Below are 15,781 nucleotides of genomic sequence, written 5' to 3' on the forward strand. Positions count from 1 at the left end.
GTCGGGGGCGGATCGGGGGCCGGTCAGGGGGAGACCGCGATCGCGGTGGCGAGCAGTCCGTTCCGGACCGCCCAGCGGCCGTCGAAGCCGTCGATCCGGCGGCCGTCGACCACCGGGCCGGGCACGAGCAGCCGGGCGGTGAAGGTGCCGTCGGGGGAGAGGTCCAGCTCGGCCTCGCTGAAGTCCAGGAAGAGCAGGGTCAGTGGGAACCAGGCCTTGTAGACCGACTCCTTGGCGCTGAACAGGATGCGGTCCCACGGGACGCCCGGGTGCTCGGCGGCCAGCTTGGCGAGCCGCTGCTGCTCGACCGGCAGCGCGATGGCCTCCTGGACGCCCTCCGGCAGCGGCAGCGCGGGCTCGGCGTCGATGCCGACGGAGGCGAGGGTGCCGGCCCGGGCCACGGCCGCCGCGCGGAAGCCGTCGCAGTGGGTGAGGCTGCCGACCACGCCGTCCGGCCAGCTCGGCGCGCCGCGCAGGCCGGGGACGAGCGGCCGGTACGGGACGCCGAGTCGGGTGAGGGCGACCCGGGCGCAGTGCCGGACGGTGGTGAACTCGCGGCGCCGCTTGTCGACGGCGCGGGCGATGATCGCTTCCTCCTCGGGCTCCAGCTCGGCCTCCGGCGGGTCGAGGTAGGCCACCTCGGTCACCACGACGTCCGGCAGCAGGTCCCCGATCATCCGTTCCCCCCTCGGTCGGCTGCGCGGGTGGTCGCCGCGCGGGACGAGGGTAACCCGGACGGAGGGATCTTGGTGGGCGGATCGGGGACCACGGCCGGGGCGCCCGGCTGCTCGGAGGCGGCCGCCGCCTCGCGCAGGGCTTGTTACTTGGTGAGCAGGCGGGCGAAGTCCAGTCCGAGGCTGCCGAGGACGGGCAGCGCGCCGAGGTCGGTGACGCCGGCGACCGGAATGCTGTAGCCCTGGTTCACCTCGCGGGGTGCCGCACCGGCGGTGACGGGTGCGGTGGTCGGGAGCAGGACGGTGCCGAGCAGCAGGGCGACGAGCGAGGTGCGCATCTGAGGGGGCCTCCGGAGGGGGACGGGTGACGGTGTGTCAACACCCTGCGTGCCGGGGTGGTCACGCATCTTCGTCCCTTCGGGCGCATTGGTAAAGATGCCTGCCTTGTGTTCATGCCAACACCGTGGAGGTCTGGACCACAATGCGCTCGAACGCATACGTTCCCTCCACGGGGGCGGGCGTTCGATCGATGAACTGCTGTGCGGTTCGCCGGACTTATCGCCTGTCATGCCCATGACCTGCACTGCAACCGGAGGGAACGAACCCATGCGCGCCATCGGCAAGAACCTCAGGATCCTCGCGGGCGCCCCGCTCGCCGCAGCCGCCCTCATCGCCCTCTCGGCCGGCTCCGCCAGCGCCGCGATACCGATCAACCAGCCCATGTCCGGCAAGGCCACCTACTACAACGACGCCGGCTACGGTGCCTGTGGCACCCAGATCAACGCCGCGACCCAGATGCTGGTCGCCGTCTCGCACACCTGGTGGACCACCGCCAACCCGAACAACGACCCGGTCTGCAAGGGCATTTCGGTCAAGGTCACCTACCAGGGCAAGACCATCACCGTCCCGGTGAAGGACCAGTGTCCCTCCTGCGACTCCACCCACATCGACCTCAGCCAGCCGGCGTTCGCCAAGCTCGCCCCGCTGGACAAGGGCGTCATCACCGGCCTGAGCTGGCAGTTCGTCAAGACCGCGCTGAACGGCAAGACGGTCGAACTGTCCGCCCCGATCACCGGCTCCACCATCGGCTGAGCCGGCCCCCGAACGGCCGTGCCCACCCCCGCGGCATGACGGGGGCGGGCACGGCTGCCGTCGGAGGGCCGGTGGCTGCTCGGCAGGGCACCGGCGAGAACCGGCCGTTCGGGATCACGGCCGGCCGCCGCCGAGCGGCGGGGCCATCGCGAGCAGCAGCTGGACGGCCGGGGGCGCGGTCCGCGGATTGTGGGCGAGCCCCAGGGTGACGGTCGGCACCGGGGCGGTGAGGCGGCGCAGGCAGACGCCGGGGATCCGGAACACCCGGGCCCGCCCCTCGGGGATGGGCGCGATGCCGTAACCCGCCGCCACCGCCAGCAACAGCTGCTCGTCGTCCGGCTCCTCCCGGACGATCCGCGGCGAACCGCCGGGCCACAGCTGCCCCGTGATCAGCGCGTGCATCCCGGGCCCGTTCTCACGCGGCCACAGCACCACCGGCTCGTCCACGATCCGGTGCCGGCCGATCCGGGCCCGGCTGCGGGCGAGCGGATGGCCGGCCGGCACGGCGAGCAGCAACTCCTCCTCGGCGATGATCCGGCAGGCGAGCTCGGGGACGTCCAGCGGCGGCCGGACGAACGCCGCGTCCAGCCGCCCGGCGAGCAACTCGCCGACGCTGTGCGAGGTCCAGGTGGTCTGCAGCGCGACGTCCAGCCGCGGGTACCGGTTGCGGAACTCCGTCACCAGGGCGTCGCAGACCCCGCCGCGGGCGGAGCGGGTGTACGCCACGCGCAGTCTCCCCTCCCGCCCCCGCACCACCGCCGCGACCCGCTCCTCGGCCGCCGCCACCTCCCGCAGCACCCGCCGGGCCTCCTCCGCGACGGCCCGCCCGACCGGGGTCAGCACGCAGCCCTTGCTGGTCCGCTCCACCAGCTCTGCGCCCAGCTGCCGCTCCAGCGCCTTGATCTGCTGGCTGAGCGCCGGCTGCGCCACGTGCAGCCGCCGGGCGGCCCGGGTGAAGTTCAACTCCTCGGCCAGCACGGAGAAGTAGCGCATCCGGCGCAGATCCAGACGCAGGTCCATCCGCAGATCCATCCGGCGATGATAAGCGCGGGTTATCGCACCCGGACAGAACCGGTCTTGGACGGCCTCCGGCGCGACCGGCTTTCCTGGAGACGGCCGCCGGCACCCCGGCGGTCAGGCCTTCCAGGGAGGAGTTCACGATGGACGTCGTCGTGGTCGGAAGCGGAGTCATCGGGCTCACCACAGCGATCCGGCTGCAGGAGAAGGGACTTCGGGTCGTCGTGGTGACGGCGGACGGCCTGCTGTCGACGACCTCGGCCGTCGCCGCGGCCGTCTGGTTCCCGGTCGCCACCGGCACCGACCACCGGGTGGCGGACTGGTCCGCCACCGCCTTCGCCGAGTTCGCCCGCCAGGCCGAGCAGGGCGTTCCCGGCGTCTCGATGCGCAGCACCCGGATGCTGGAGCACGAGCGGCAGCCGGAGGGCCTGCCCTGGTGGGGCGAGGCCGTCCCCGACCTGCGCCGGCTGACAGCCGCCGAACACGGACCGGACTGCGCGGACGGCTGGTCCTTCACCGCCCCCGCCATCGAGATGCCGCTCTACCTGCCCTGGCTGCTCGGCCGGTTCGTCGACAACGGCGGCGAGGTCGTCCAGCGCCGCCTCGACGCCCTCGACCAGGCCCTCGCCTGGGCGCCCGTCGTCGTCAACGCCACCGGAATCGGCGCCCGGCAGCTCTGCGACGACCGGGCCGTGCACCCGGTGCGCGGCCAGCTCGTCCTCGTCCGCAACCCCGGACTGCCCAGCTCCACCCGCATCCAGGACGACCCGGCCGGCTACACCTACATCCACCCCCGCAGCGCCGACGTCGTCCTCGGCGGCACCTTCGAACCGGACGACTGGAACACCACCCCCGACCCGGCCACCGCCGAGGCCATCCTCGCCCGCTGCACGGCCCGCATCCCCGAACTCCGCCACGCCCGCGTCATCGGCCACGCCGTCGGCCTGCGCCCCGCTCGCCACGGCGGCCCCCGCCTCGAAGCGGAACCGGGCGGCCGGATCGTCCACAACTACGGCCACGGCGGCGCCGGCGTCACCCTCAGCTGGGGCTGCGCCGACGCCGCGGCCGCGCTGGTGGGGTGACCGGGCGGCCCGCCCGAGACCGTCATCCCCGCCGGACGGGGGCAGCCACCCCGTGCTCTGGTCCGTCCAGGCCCTCGACGGCCCCCACCAGAGACCGCTCACCGTCTGCGCCACCACCTCCCGCTGCTCCCCGCCCTCCATCGCCCCGCCCGTCCGGATCCGCACCTGGGGCCCACGGGGCGGGGGCGCGGGGGTGCGGCGGGGGAGCGGTTCGGGAAGGTGGTGCCTGCCGACCCGGTGGCGGGGCGGCGGTGACCGGAGGGGATTGCCGGGACGGCCGAGAAGCCGGTGCTGTACGTCGTGGTCTGTGCGGCGGGGGTCGCGGGCGGGGTCGGGGAGTCCGGGCGGCGCATCCGGCGTACGAGGAGAGCCTGGCGAAGCCGAGGCGGACGGGGCGCGGATCGCGGACCTCGTGCCCGGCTCGTACAGCTGGACGCGGGCGCTGGAGCTGCTGCAGGACTGACAGGGTGGCTGGTCGGGGCCGGCGATCCTTGCACTGTGAGGGGTGGCCCGCATCGGCCCGCCGGAGGTAGCGTCCGGGCAGGTCAGCGAGGGTGTGGGAGGTTCCGGTGGCGGCGGTCAACGGCGAGGTGTCGTTCTGGTACGCGGCGGACGGGGTGCCCGAGGCGGGTCCCGCCCTGCCGGGGAGCCGGGACGTCGACGTGTGCATCGTCGGCGGCGGGTACACCGGTCTCTGGACGGCCTACTACCTGAAGAAGGCCGACCCCTCCCTGCGGATCGCCGTCCTCGAACAGCGCTTCTGCGGCTACGGCGCCTCCGGGCGCAACGGCGGCTGGCTGTACAACGGCTTCGCGGGGCGCGGCGCGTTCGCCAAGCGGTACGGGCGGCAGCGTGCGGCGGCGATGCAGCGGATGATGGACGCGGCGGTCGGGGAGGTCGTCGACGTCGCCGCGGCCGAGGGGATCGAGGCGGACATCGTCCGCGGCGGCGTCCTCGAAGTAGCCCGCAGCAAGCCGCAGCTGGAGCGCCTGCGCGAGCACGTCGAGGGCGAGCGGGCCTACGGCGAAGGCCGGGTCGAGCTGCTCGGCGAGAAGGAGGCACGAGACCGGATCGATGTCGCCGGCACCATCGGCGGCTGCTGGACCCGGTACGGCGCCCGCATCCAGCCCGCGAAGCTCGCCCGCGGACTCGCCCGAACCGTACGCGAGTTGGGCGTCGACGTGTACGAGGGGACGACCGTCACCGCGATCCTGCCCGGCGGCGGCCACCGCAAGCCCCGCGCCGTCACGCCGTACGGAACCGTCACCGCCGACCAAGTGCTGCGCGCCACCGAGGGGTTCACGGCCGGGCTGCGTGGCGAGAAGCGCACCTGGCTGCCGATGAACTCCGCGATGGTCGCCACCGAGCCGCTGCCCGCCGAGTTCTGGGCGGAGACCGGCTGGCAGGGCCGCGAGGTGCTGGGCGACTTCGCCCACGCCTACATGTACGCCCAGCGCACCGCCGACGACCGGATCGCGCTCGGCGGGCGGGGCGTGCCGTACCGGTTCGGCTCGCGCACGGACTCGGACGGCAGCACCCAGGTGGAGACGGTGCGCCAGCTCCGCCGGATCCTCGACCGCTTCTTCCCGGCCGCCGCACACGCGCGGATCGATCACGCCTGGGCGGGCGTGCTCGGCGTCCCCAGGGACTGGTGCGCCACCGTCGAGCTGGACCGGGTGAGCGGGCTCGGCTGGGCGGGCGGGTACGTCGGCAGCGGGGTGACCACCACCAACCTGGCCGGCCGCACCCTGCGGGACCTGGTGCTCGGCCGGGACACCGAGCTGACCCGGCTGCCCTGGGTCGGCCACACCGTGCGGCGCTGGGAGCCGGAGCCGCTGCGCTGGCTCGGCGTGCACGCGATGTACGCCGCGTACCACGCCGCCGACCGGCAGGAGGCGGCCGGCCGGGCCACCACCTCGCCGATCGCCCGGGTCGCGGACGTCGTCGCCGGGCGCTGAGCCTTCGGGTGCGCTGAGCTCTCGGGTGCGCTGAGCCTTCGGGTGCGCTGAGCCCTTGGATGCGCTGAGCCTCCGGGCGTGTTGAGCCTTCGGGTGCCCTGCGCCTCCGGACGCCGAACGAGCGGCGCCGGCACGCCGGGTTGACGCCCCGACGTGCCCGTACCGCGTTGCGCCGACCGCCGGTGGGACCGTCCCGCCACGATGTGCGGATGACAGTGAACGAGGTGGATCCGCCGATGGCTCCGCACGATCCACCACCGCGCATCGATGGTCCGTTCGGACGTGCCGCCGAGCGGATTCGTCCCGCAGCAACGACGGTGAAGGCGTGCTGAGGAGAACACCGCCGGCCCTCGCGGTCGCCCTGCTGCTCTGCGTGCCGACGGCCGGCGCGTGGGCCGGTTCGCCGGGTCGGCAGGTCGCGGTGGTGGACCAGGCCTCGCGCAGCGTGCTGGTGTTGCAGAGCGCCGAGGAGCTGATGGCCTATCGCGGGCCGGACCGACTGCCGGTGGTCTGGGGCTGGAGTGCCGACCGGGCACCGGAGTTGGCGGATCTGACGCCCGCACGCAGCTGGACCAACCCGGACGAGGCGAAGTCCCGTGTCCGGCACGGGCGGCGCTACCTGCTGACGACCGCCTCCGGAGGGCTCGCCGCCGTCGTGGAGACCACCACCGGCCGGGTCCACTGGGCGGCGGACCTGGGGGCGGCCGTCAACCCGCACAGCATCGAGCTGCTGCCGGACGGCAACGTGGCCGTGGCCGCGAGTTCGGGCGGCTGGGTGCGGCTGTACGCGGCCTCACAGGGCCCGCGGGCCGCGGCGTACGCGCAGTTCCCGCTGCCGGGTGCGCACGGGGTGCACTGGGACGGCCGGACCGGCCTGCTCTGGGTGCTCGGGGACTCGGCACTGACCGCGCTGCGGGTCGGCGGCACCCCGGCCGCGCCGACGCTCGACGCCGTGCGGACCAGCCCCCTGCCGGGGAGCGGGGGGCACGACCTGGCCGCCGTCCTGGCGGCTCCCGGGGGGTTCTGGGTGACCACCTCGGACGGCCTGTGGCGCTACGACCCGGCCACCGGCCGCTTCACCGCCGTGCACCTGGCCGATCCGGCCGCCGAGCGGGACCTCAAGAGCGTCGGCGACGAGCCGGGCACCGGCCGGCTGCTCACCGTGGCGCCCGAACACGAGGCTCCGTGCGACTGGTGCACCTCGGTGATCACCCTGCACCGGCCGGAGGGTTCGCGGTCGCTGCGCGGCGCGCACCTGTACAAGGCGAGGTGGTGGAGTGGCTGCTAGCAGACTTCGGCGTGCGGGGAGTCCATCCTGGGGCGCGCGTCGGAAATTCCACCCGAATTGCGGACGGCATTCGACTGATGGGGCATATTGTGTACACCGACAAACTACTCCGATGGTGGTCAGTTTCCCGTCGCGGTCCGCAAACCATCAGTCGACCCCGGTCGGCTGGGATAGCGTCGTGGGGTCGGGGGGTCGACACCGATCCGGTGTAATCGAACGCTAGCTACCGGGCCGTAACGGCCGAATGAGCCATGGAGAAAATCATGCGGAATTTCCCTGCGGAAAACCGGCCGGACGGAGTTGACGACCTTCAGCTCGCGATGGAATCACTGGCAGCCTTCCCGTCCCGTAACGCGGGGAGCGGGGCGGACGTGACCGAGCGGCTCGCAGCCGTTCACGACCTCTGCCGCGCGGTCGACGGGGTGCTGGACAGCCTGGTCGTCCAGGCGGCGGCCGAGGCCGCCGAGGAGGGATGGACCGCGGCCCGGATGGCGGCCGAACACTCCGGCTACTACGCCAGGTTGCAGCGCGCGCTGCTCCCCGCCGGTGCCGGGCTGACCCGGCAGTGAACGCGGTGCAACCGGGCGTGCACGTGCTGTCCTGCCCCACCCGGTGGAGCGACGTCGACGAGAACGGGCACATCAACAACGCGCGTCTGGTCGGCTACGTCCAGGAGGGGATTTACGACCTGTTCAGCCACCACGAAACGGCAGTACGGGAATCGCTGTTCCCGTCCGGATTCATTATCGCCAGGCACGAGATCGACTACCTGGAGCAGTTGCACCACCGGCCCGAGCCGTTGTCGGTGCGGCTCACCGTGGAACGGCTCGGACGGAGTTCCGCACAGGTCGAGGTGAATGTCTGCCGGGACCGGATCACCTTTATGCGGGCACGGACGGTGGTGGTCGCCCGGGACCGCGAGTCCGGCCGCTCACGGGCGCTGAGCCCGGCCGAGCGGAGCTTTCTCTCGACGTTCATGGCGGACGCGGCCCGCGCCCAGGCGGCCCTGGCGGCCACCACGGTGACCGCGGCCACGGCGGTGAGCACCACCACGGTGGTGGCCACCGCCGTGACGGCCGCGGCCACGACGGTGAGCACGGCGGTGAGCACGGCCGGGGTGGCCGCGACGCCGCCGGCGCAGCGGGTTCCGGCCGGTGCGGCAGCCGCCGCGGTACCGTCGCGCCGACCGCGCAGGCGGTGCCACGCCTCGGTGCGGTGAACCGCCGCCCGGGTCCGGTGGCGTGGTCGGCGGCGGCGATCCCGCCCGGCCGGCCCCCCGGTCTCGGAGGCGTCCGTACGGTTCCTTGACGGCCGGCCGCTTCCGCGGGCGCCGGGGCGAGTTACGCTGAGCAGCACGGGCACCGGTACGTTCCACGGTGGTCACGGGCTGCGACCTCCCTGCTGGTCCAGGGCGAGCGGGCCGCCGTCGGGCCGGCCGGCGCCGCCGACCGGAAGGAGGACGCGATGACCATCTCCTGGGAGGACTTCCTCACCCGCGTGCTGGAGCGCGGCGAGTACCGGGGCCAGGCCGAGGCGGATCACGCCGCCCGGGTCGTGCTGGCCCTGCTCGGCGAGCACCTGGTGGGGTCCGAGCGGGTCGAACTCGCCGACGCGCTGCCCGTCACCTACGCCCCGCTGCTGCGCGACGCCGCGCCCGCGTCCGAGCCGCTGACCGCCGAACGCTTCGTGCAGGCCGTGGTGGGGTGGATCGACGGCGCGACCCCGGCGACGGCGCAGTGGGACATCGGGGCCGTGCTCAGCACCGTCGCCGACCTGGTCCCCGGGGAGCTGCTGGACCGGGTGATCCAGCAACTCCCGGACGGCTACGACCTGCTGTTCGGCCACCCGGCACGGGCCTGAGCGCCGGGCAGGCCCGCCCCGCACCGGCAGCTATCCCGTGGTGGCCCGGAACAGCTCCGCGCCGGGGCCGGTCAGCTCGACCGGCCCGGCGCCCGGGCGGAGGTAGGCCGACGCGCCCGCCGGGAGCGGGAGTTCGGCGCCGCCGGGTGCCCGCAGGCGGGCCCGCCCAAAGACGCAGAGCAGGATCTGCGGGGTGGCGAGGTCGACGCGGACGGCGGCGGCGCCGGGGCGCAGCCGGGAGAGCCCGAACTCCTCGGCGGGTGAGGCGAAGGCCTCCTCGCCGTCGCGCCCCGTCGGGCGCGGTACGAGCACCTCGGGTTCCCCGGGGCGGAAGGACGTGACCGCCAGCAGGCCGTCCACGTCGACGTGCTTGGCGGTGAGCCCGCAGCGCAGCACGTTGTCCGACTCGGCCATCAACTCCACGCCCACGCCCCGTAGATAGGCGTGCGGCACCCCGGCGTCCAGGTACAGGGCCTGCCCGGCGCCGAGCCGGACGTGGTTGAGCGGCAGCGCGGCGAGCACCCCGCGGTCACCGGGGTACTCCTCGGCGAGGCGGGCGTACGCGGCGCAGCTCGCGCCGTACGGTCCGCCGGCCGCCGCGGCGCGCCGCAAGGCCCCGGTGACGGCGGCCAGTTCGGCGGCGTCGGCGTTCAGCCCGGCGCGCAGCAGCTCGGGCAGCACGGCCTCGGCGGGCCGGGTGCGCAGGGCGGCGGCCCAGGACGGGAGCACGCCGAGGGCGTCCAGCAGCCGGGCGGTGGCGGCGGCCGGCCGGAAGCCGCACAGCGCCTCGAAGTCGCCGAGGGCGCAGATGAGTTCGGGCTTGTGCCCGCGGTCCTTGAACACCCGATCCGGCGCGTCCGGCGGGATGCCCCTGGCCTGCTCCGCGGCGTAGCCGGCCTCGGCCTGGGCGCGGGTGGGGTGGACCTGGAGGGAGAGGGCCCGGTCGGCGGCCAGCACCTTGAACAGGAACGGCAGTGCCGGGCCGAACCGCCGTACGGTGTCCGGTCCGAGCAGGCCGTCCGGGTCGGCGTCGATCAGCTCGTTCAGCGGCCTCGGGACATCGCCGTCGTCGCCGCCGCCGTTGGTGCCGTCGCCGGTGACGAGCAGCGACGGCGCCGACGGGTGGGCGCCCAGCCAGAGTTCGGCCTGCGGGGTGCCGTCGGGCGGGGTGCCGGTGAGCGCGGGGATGGCGGTGGGCGAACCCCAGGCGTAGCGGCGGACGGGGTTGCGCAGGAGGGCGAAGGGCGGCAGCGGGGACGGCGGCATGCGGGCGGCTCCGGGCGGGCTCAGCGGCAGAGCGCGGCGGCGCCGATCAGCCCGGCGTCGGTGCCGAGTTCGGCGCGGCGCACGTCCAGGCCGCGGATGTACGAGAGGGTGGCGTAGCGGTCCAGGTGTCGGGTGAGCGGGGCGAACAGCACGTCCCCGGCGGCGGCCACCCCGCCGCCGACGACGACCCGGGAGAGGTCCACCAGGGCGGCCGTGGCGGCGATCCCGGCGGCCAGCGCCTGGGCGGCGCGGTCGAAGGAGGCCAGCGCGACACGGTCACCCGCGGCGGCGGAGGCTGCGACGGCGCGGGCCGTCCGGTCGCCGTCCGCGGGCCGCCAGCCCTCGGCGAGGGCCCGGCGGGCGATCGCGGTGCCGCTGGCGAGGCCCTCCAGGCAGCCGCGGGAGCCGCACGGGCAGGGCTCGCCGTCCAGGTCGACGGCGATGTGGCCGAGGTGGCCGGCGTTGCCGCTGGGGCCGGGGCGCACCGCGCCGTCGAGCACCAGTCCGGCGCCGACGCCGGTGGACACCACCAGGCAGAGCGCGTTGTCGGCGCCCCGGGCCGCCCCCTGCCAGTGCTCGGCGGCGGCCATCGCCACGCCGTCCCCGGCCAGCCGGACGGGCAGGGCGCGGGCGGCCGCCGCCGGGTGCGCCGCCACCGCCGGGTGCGCGGCGACCGCGTCGACCAGCGGGAAGCCGCGCCAGCCGGGGATGTTGACCGGGCTGACGGTGCCGCCGGCGAGGTCGACCGGGCCGGCGCTGCCGATCCCGACGGCCGTCACGGCGGCCCAGTCGGCCGTCCCGGCGAGCCGTTCCAGCACCTGGTGCACCACGGCGAGCACGGCCGCGCCCGGCTCGGTGGCAGGGGTGGGCAGCTGGAGCCGGTGCCGCAGCCGTCCGTCGGCGTCGACCAGCGCCCCGGCGATCTTGGTGCCGCCGATGTCGAGGGCGGCGAACAGCGGGGTGACGGGCACGGCGGGCTCCAGATCGGTCGAGGGGCGGCGCTCCGGCCACGGGGCCGAGGCGCCGAACAGCGTAAGTGGGCCGACAGCGCAAGAAGGCCGCACAGTGAAAGGGCGCCGAACAGCGTACGGCCCTAGGCGGAGACCCGCAGGCGCAGGGTCACCAGCTCGAACGGGCGCAGCGCGAGCCGCACCGCGCCGTCCTCGAACGCGACCTCGCCGCGGGTGCCGTCCCAGGGCCGTTCCAGCAGATCGCAGGGCACGGCGCCGGCCAGCGGGAAGGAGGTGGTCAGCCGGCCCCGGGCGCGGCCGCCGCCCGCCTCGTAGACCCGGACGACCAGGTCCCCGCTGCGGTCGTCGGCGAGCTTGACGGCGCTCATCACCAGGGCGTCGTCGTCCAGCTCCACCAGCGGCGCGACGCGCTCCGCACTGCCGGTGACCGTCCGCTCGGGCAGGCCGATCCGGTAGCCCTCGCGGACGGCGTCGCCGATCGCCGCGCCCGGCACCAGGGCGTGCCGGAAGCGGTGCAGGCCCTGGTCGGTCTTGGGGTCGGGGAAGCGCGGGGCGCGCAGCAGTGAGAAGCGGACCGTGGTGGTGGTCCCGCCGTCCTCGGCGCGCACCGTGCGGGTGACGTCGTGGCCGTAGGTGGAGGCGGTGACCAGGGCGACGCCCCAGCCGGGCTCCTCGAAGTGGACGAAGCGGTGGTTGCAGGCCTCGAACTTGGCGGCGTCCCAGCTGGTGTTGGTGTGGGTGGGCCGGTGGAGGTGGCCGAACTGGGTCTCGGCGGCGTAGCGCTCGGTGTGGACGTCCAGCGGGAACGCGGCCTTGAGGAACTTCTCGGTCTCGTGCCAGTCGACCTCGGTGTCGATGTCCAGCCGCTGCTCGCCGGCCGGCAGGGTGAGGGTCTGGACGACGGTGGAGGAGCCGAAGGAACGGGCGATCCGCACCGAGGCCCCGGCGGGGGACGAGGAGGCGGTGAGCGAGTCGGTGCCGGTGAGGTCGGTGACGGTGTTGCGGTAGAACCGGTCCACGTCCCAGGCGTCCCACATGTTGGGGAAGTCGGGGTGCAACTGGAGCAGGTTGGCCCGGCTGCCGGGTGCGACGGTCTCCCGGCCGGTCGCGAGCTCGACCACCGAGGCGATCAGGCCGTCCGCGTCCACGACGACCTCCAGCAGGCCGTTGCGCAGCGTGAAGCCGCCCCCGGAGCGCTCGACCGCCTCGCAGGCGCCGCCCGGCACGGCGACGGCGGCGGCCCCGCCGGCCGGCACCGCCGAGCGGGTGTGCGGCGCCGCGTTGAACACCAGCTCGCGCCCGCCGGCGGCCGGCCCGGCCAGCGCCCGCTGGGCCGCGCCGATCAGGCCCTCCAGCTCCCCGGCCAGCGCCGCGTACGTCGCCTCGGCCTCGCGGTGCACCCAGGCGATGGACGAGCCCGGCAGGATGTCGTGGAACTGGTGCAGCAGGACGGTCTTCCAGATCCGGTCCAGCTGCTCGTACGGGTACGCCGCGCCGGTGCGCAACGCGGCGGTGGCGCACCAGAGTTCGGCCTCGCGCAGGAGGTTCTCGCTGCGCCGGTTGCCCTGCTTGGTCCTCGCCTGGCTGGTCAGGGTGGCGCGGTGCAGCTCCAGGTAGAGCTCGCCGACCCAGACCGGCGGGTTCGGGTACTCGGCCTCGGCCTTGGCGAAGAACTCGGCGGGGTTCTCCCAGCGGACGGTGGCCGAGCCTTCCAGGTCCTTCAGCCGGGCCGCCTTGGCGACCATCTCGCGCGTGGTGCCGCCGCCGCCGTCGCCCCAGCCGGTCGGGGCGAGCGAGTGCCGGGCGACGCCCTTGTCCTTGAAGTTCCTCGCCGCGTGGGCGATCTCGCTGCCCTTCATCGAGCAGTTGTAGGTGTCCACCGGCGGGAAGTGGGTGAAGATCCGGGTGCCGTCGATGCCCTCCCAGAGGAAGGTGTGGTGCGGGAACCGGTTCACCTGGCTCCACGAGATCTTCTGGGTCAGCAGCCACTTGGAGCCCGCGTTGCGGATGATCTGCGGCAGGCCGCCGGTGAAGCCGAAGGTGTCCGGCAGCCAGGCCTCGTGGTTCTCCACCCCGAACTCGTCCAGGAAGAACCGCTTGCCGTGCACGAACTGCCGGGCCATCGCCTCCGAGCTCGGCATGTTGGTGTCGGACTCGACCCACATGCCGCCGGCCGGGACGAACCGGCCCTCGGCCACCGCCTTCCGGACCCGGGCGTACACCTCGGGGCGGTGCTCCTTGATCCAGGCGAACTGCTGCGCCTGGGACATGGTGTAGCGGAACTCCGGCTCGTCCTCCAGCAGCGCGGTCATGTTGGCGGTGGTGCGGGCCACCTTGCGGACGGTCTCGCGCAGCGGCCAGAGCCAGGCCGAGTCGATGTGGGCGTGACCGATCGCGCTGATCCGGTGCGCGGACGGCACGGCGGGCGCGGCCAGTACCCCTTCGAGCTGCGAACGGGCGGCGGCAGCGGTGGAGTTGACGTCCTGGAGGTCGATCGCGTCGAGGCAGCGCTCGACCGCACGTAGGATCTCCCAGCGGCGGGGGCCCTCCACCGGCAGTTCGGCCATCAGCTCGCCGAGCACCTCCAGGTCCATCACCAGCTGCCAGACCGTCTCGTCGAAGACGGCGAGGTCCATCCGGGCCAGCTTGTACTGCGGCCGGTCGCCGGCCGTCTCCCGGTCGCCCAACTCGGTGGGCAGGAAGGGATGGTAGTCCAGGATGACCGGATTGGAGGCGGCCTCGACGTGCAGCAGCACCTGCTCGCCGCCGGCCGCCGGCGCGGCGATCCGCACCCACTGGTTCTGCGGGTTGAGGCCCTTCACCGGGGAGCCGTCGGGGCGGTAGACCAGGCCCTCGCACTGGAAGCCGGGCATGTTGGCGTCGAAGCCGAGGTCGATCAGCGCCTCGACGGTGTGTCCGGCCCAGGCCTCGGGGACGGTGCCGGTCACGGTGATCCAACTGGTGCCCCAGGGCGCGCCCCAGGCGTCGCCCACCGCGATCGGGGTGCGCGGGGCGGCCAGGCCCTCGGCGACCGGGACGGGCTCGCCGGGCGCCGTCCAGATGCCGACCTCCAGCGGGACGGACTCGGGGTACACGGCCGGACGGATGCGCTCGTCCAGGACGCGCTTGAGGCGGGACTCGACCAGGGTGCGGTCATCGTGCATGTCAGCGGGCTCCGTTGCGTGGCTGAGGGTGCGTGGCGGGGGACGGGATGGCTGGGGTCGCGTGGCTGAGGGTGCGTGGCAGGGGACGGGGCGGCTGGGGTCGCGTGGCTGAAGGGGGAACGGGCTAGAGCGAACGTACGTCGGCGGGGTGCACCACCTCGGTGATGCCACGCGCGGCGAGGTGGGCATGGTCCTCGGCGCGTTCGGCGAGCACCGCGGTCGGGCGGGCGCCGTCCTCGGCGAGGCGCATGAACGCCTCGTACACCGGGCCGCCGGGGCCGCAGACCGAGCGGCGGGGCGAGGTGACCGCGTCGCCGGTGGCGACCACCACGGCGGTGCTGCGGGGCTTCGGTGCCTGCCAGGACCGGCGGGCCTCGGCGGCGGCCTCGGCGAGCCGGGCGCCGGCCGGCTTGACCGTCCGGTCGGTGGTCAACAGGCCGAGGCTGTACTCCAGTTCGGGGAAGTCGGCGAGCGATCGGTCCACGTCGTGCGAGCACCACCAGGTGACGCCCCACAGGTCCGGGCAGTCCAGCGCGGCCGCCACGGTGGCACCGGTGAAGCGCGCCGCGTCCTCGGCCGTGATGTGCGGGGCGGGCGCGCCGACCTCCTGCAGCCAGACCGGGCGGGCCGGGTCGTCCGCCCAGGCCTTGGAGAGCTCGACCAGGTACGCGGCGTGTTGGGTGGTGGCGGTCGAGTGGGCGCCGTAGCGCTGGGCAGTGCCGTTGAACACCCAGGAGTGCACGGCGGTGGCGGCGCCGATCCGGGCCGAGTGCCAGGGGGTGAAGGGGTGCTCGTCCAGGTACCAGGCCGCGTCGTAGGAGGCGTGCAGGTGCAGTCGGCCGGGGGCGCCCCGCTCGCAGGCGTCGAGCATCCGGCGCAGCCAGGCCTCCGCCTCGGCGGGGGTGGCCCGGTCCGGGTCGGGGTGCGGGGCGCCGGAGAACTGGTTGATCTCGTTGCCGAGCGTCATCCCGAGGAAGTTGGGCCGCTCGCGCAGCGCCCCGGCCAGGGCGCGCAGGTAGGCGGCCTGGCCGTCGAGCACCTCCGGGTCGGTGAAGAGGTTGCGCCGGTGCCAGGTGCGGGTCCAGGAGGGGAGGAAGTCGAAGCTGGACAGGTGGCCCTGCAGGCCGTCCACCGCGACGTCCAGCCCGCGCTCGCCGGCCGCGTCCACCAGGGCCGTCAGCTGCTCGACGGCGCGCGGGCGGATCAGCGTGCGGTTGGGCTGGAAGACCGGCCAGAGCGGGAACACCCGGATGTGGTCCAGGCCGAGGGCGGCGATGGAGTCGAGGTCGGCGCGCACGGAGTCGAGGTCGAAGTCGAGCCAGTGGTGGAACCAGCCGGCGCTGGGGGTGTAGTTGACACCGAAGCGGGGAGCGGTGGTCATCGGATGGCTTCCTCAACGAGTATGGGGC

At 74.4% G+C, this 15,781-nt stretch carries 15 protein-coding genes; 8 read left to right on the plus strand and 7 right to left on the minus strand.

All coding sequences use genetic code 11. The annotated features are described in order from the left end of the window. Positions 1-23: 23 nt before the first annotated feature. Both ACZ5OX_RS12165 and ACZ5OX_RS12170 read right to left on the minus strand, forming a co-directional pair. Complete coding sequence (locus ACZ5OX_RS12165; RefSeq protein ID WP_465629810.1) at positions 24-677, minus strand: 4'-phosphopantetheinyl transferase family protein; 654 nt, start codon at positions 675-677, stop codon at positions 24-26. A gap of 143 nt (positions 678-820) precedes the next feature. Beyond that, positions 821-1,012 (minus strand): hypothetical protein, encoded by a 192-nt coding sequence (locus tag ACZ5OX_RS12170; protein ID WP_392879775.1) that lies wholly within the window; start codon positions 1,010-1,012, stop codon positions 821-823. Between the two features lie 268 nt (positions 1,013-1,280). Between ACZ5OX_RS12170 and ACZ5OX_RS12175 the strand changes: the two genes are divergently transcribed. Then, a complete protein-coding gene (locus tag ACZ5OX_RS12175) occupies positions 1,281-1,766 on the plus strand; it encodes a cysteine/serine endopeptidase inhibitor (RefSeq protein WP_402408932.1) in 486 nt (161 codons plus the stop codon). Positions 1,767-1,880: 114 nt separating this feature from the next. Here the strand turns inward: ACZ5OX_RS12175 and ACZ5OX_RS12180 are convergent, their stop codons facing one another. Then, the gene (locus ACZ5OX_RS12180) at positions 1,881-2,798 is read right to left on the minus strand and encodes a LysR family transcriptional regulator (RefSeq protein ID WP_465629811.1); all 918 of its coding nucleotides are present in this window, start codon (positions 2,796-2,798) and stop codon (positions 1,881-1,883) included. A 128-nt stretch (positions 2,799-2,926) separates the two neighbouring features. Between ACZ5OX_RS12180 and ACZ5OX_RS12185 the strand changes: the two genes are divergently transcribed. The 7 genes from ACZ5OX_RS12185 (at position 2,927) to ACZ5OX_RS12215 (ending at position 8,971) form a co-directional block, all read left to right on the plus strand. After that, positions 2,927-3,865: an FAD-dependent oxidoreductase gene (locus tag ACZ5OX_RS12185; protein ID WP_465629812.1), complete on the plus strand. Its 939-nt coding sequence runs from the start codon at positions 2,927-2,929 to the stop codon at positions 3,863-3,865. A 569-nt stretch (positions 3,866-4,434) separates the two neighbouring features. Then, positions 4,435-5,823 carry an NAD(P)/FAD-dependent oxidoreductase gene (locus ACZ5OX_RS12190; protein WP_465629813.1) on the plus strand — a complete coding sequence of 463 codons (1,389 nt, stop codon included), beginning with the start codon at positions 4,435-4,437 and terminating at the stop codon, positions 5,821-5,823. Positions 5,824-6,032: 209 nt separating this feature from the next. Further along, positions 6,033-6,155 carry a hypothetical protein gene (locus ACZ5OX_RS12195; RefSeq protein ID WP_465629814.1) on the plus strand — a complete coding sequence of 41 codons (123 nt, stop codon included), beginning with the start codon at positions 6,033-6,035 and terminating at the stop codon, positions 6,153-6,155. Next, on the plus strand, positions 6,149-7,111 hold the full coding sequence (locus tag ACZ5OX_RS12200) for a DUF6528 family protein (protein ID WP_465629815.1): 963 nt from the start codon (positions 6,149-6,151) through the stop codon (positions 7,109-7,111). Before ACZ5OX_RS12195 ends, ACZ5OX_RS12200 begins: the two co-directional genes overlap by 7 nt. 371 nt (positions 7,112-7,482) lie before the next feature. Further along, complete coding sequence (locus ACZ5OX_RS12205; protein ID WP_392879757.1) at positions 7,483-7,680, plus strand: hypothetical protein; 198 nt, start codon at positions 7,483-7,485, stop codon at positions 7,678-7,680. Next, positions 7,677-8,330 (plus strand): acyl-CoA thioesterase, encoded by a 654-nt coding sequence (locus ACZ5OX_RS12210; RefSeq protein WP_465629816.1) that lies wholly within the window; start codon positions 7,677-7,679, stop codon positions 8,328-8,330. The genes ACZ5OX_RS12205 and ACZ5OX_RS12210 overlap by 4 nt, the downstream gene beginning before the upstream one ends. 245 nt (positions 8,331-8,575) lie before the next feature. Continuing rightward, positions 8,576-8,971: a DUF2267 domain-containing protein gene (locus ACZ5OX_RS12215; protein ID WP_465629817.1), complete on the plus strand. Its 396-nt coding sequence runs from the start codon at positions 8,576-8,578 to the stop codon at positions 8,969-8,971. A gap of 30 nt (positions 8,972-9,001) precedes the next feature. Here ACZ5OX_RS12215 and manA read toward each other — a convergent pair whose 3' ends face one another. From manA to ACZ5OX_RS12235, 4 genes are all read right to left on the minus strand, one after another. Further along, positions 9,002-10,237, minus strand: a complete 1,236-nt coding sequence (gene manA / locus ACZ5OX_RS12220) for a mannose-6-phosphate isomerase, class I (protein ID WP_465629818.1) — start codon at positions 10,235-10,237, stop codon at positions 9,002-9,004. Positions 10,238-10,257: 20 nt separating this feature from the next. Then, positions 10,258-11,208: an ROK family protein gene (locus ACZ5OX_RS12225; protein WP_465629819.1), complete on the minus strand. Its 951-nt coding sequence runs from the start codon at positions 11,206-11,208 to the stop codon at positions 10,258-10,260. 122 nt (positions 11,209-11,330) lie between these two features. Next, positions 11,331-14,372 (minus strand): alpha-mannosidase, encoded by a 3,042-nt coding sequence (locus ACZ5OX_RS12230; RefSeq protein ID WP_465629820.1) that lies wholly within the window; start codon positions 14,370-14,372, stop codon positions 11,331-11,333. A gap of 124 nt (positions 14,373-14,496) precedes the next feature. Beyond that, positions 14,497-15,753, minus strand: coding sequence for a glycoside hydrolase 5 family protein (locus tag ACZ5OX_RS12235; RefSeq protein WP_465629821.1), 1,257 nt, complete (start codon positions 15,751-15,753; stop codon positions 14,497-14,499). Positions 15,754-15,781 lie beyond the last annotated feature (28 nt).

The organism is Kitasatospora sp. NPDC032121, from assembly GCF_055580145.1.